Below are 1,069 nucleotides of genomic sequence, written 5' to 3' on the forward strand. Positions count from 1 at the left end.
AGCTCTATCAATATGCGGCCAGTTTGGTTCGCGTGACCGCCGGAGCCGACATTCAAATTGTATTTCGGGGGCGGGAGATTGAATTCGGAGAAGAAGATCCCGTCGAGTCTCTCGGAGTAGTGTTGCTTCGAATGAATGATGAGGTAATCGAGTTTTCGCTTCTGACATTCGCGAATAACCGGCGCCATTTTGATGATTTCCGGGCGCGTTCCAACGAGAATGGCGATTTTAATCGGTCCTCTTTTCATCGGTCCTCCAAGTCCAAGAGAGGCTTCTCAACGAAATGTCACTACGCTTGGCCCATGGCGGGTCAGGGCTTTGCGTATCGCACAGCTGCGCCCGTTCAAGGCGTTTGCAGGCTGAGTAATTGCCGGTACAAAATGCCGGGGAGTTTGCGCATCCTTGAAAAGCCGGGCAAGCATAGTCCCTTGGACCGGTCCGTGGCTCGGACTCATTCGGATTACCCATTCTCGATCGACGAGAAGCCGAGACCGGCCCGTCGGCGAATGGTAGAGACGCCCCACCGTGATTGCGCAAAGAAGAACGCGATGAACTCGGCGCCAATTATCCGACGCTTGGCATGTTCAATCTCAAGGTGAGATTGCGCCCGTCATGGAATAAATGATGATCGTACCGGGAAGGTAGAAACATTCGGCGGCCAGCAGCAGACCGATAAGCACCTTCGAATAAGCTCGCATATCTGCGGATCTGCGGTTGACCGTGTCAGATCTCGCATCGACGGCTCTCCACCAAGATCCCAGTCAAAAGATCCCTATAACTATCGAGCATGGGGCCGGCTGCAAAATTTGCGGTCACAAATTTGGCTCCAGCACGTCCAACGGTTTCTCGCTTAAGCGGGTCGCTCAGCGTCTGGAGACAGTTTACCAGGGACATCGTATCTCCGGGCGGGAACAGAAAGCCGGTCTCCCCAGGAAGTACCATTTCGGCAGCATTGCCGACGTTGCTGAGAATGACCGGCAGACCCAGTGCCATCATTTCCAATGCGACAAGAGACGCCGCTTCGGAGATACTACAGAGAACGCCGACGTCAAAAGCGCTTGTGTAAGGT

General features: G+C 54.1%; 2 protein-coding genes. Both read right to left on the reverse strand.

Translation table 11 applies throughout. From position 1 onward, the window contains the following. On the reverse strand, window positions 1-248 hold a 248-nt coding region (locus ACXJMY_RS37920), incomplete at its 3' end, for a UDP-N-acetylglucosamine 2-epimerase (RefSeq protein ID WP_456624457.1). A 475-nt stretch (window positions 249-723) separates the two neighbouring features. Continuing rightward, window positions 724-1,069, reverse strand: a 346-nt coding sequence (locus ACXJMY_RS37925) for a glycosyltransferase family 4 protein (RefSeq protein WP_456624458.1), incomplete at its 5' end; no start/stop codon positions are given.

The sequence above is a fragment of the Bradyrhizobium sp. P5_C12 genome, assembly GCF_054049735.1.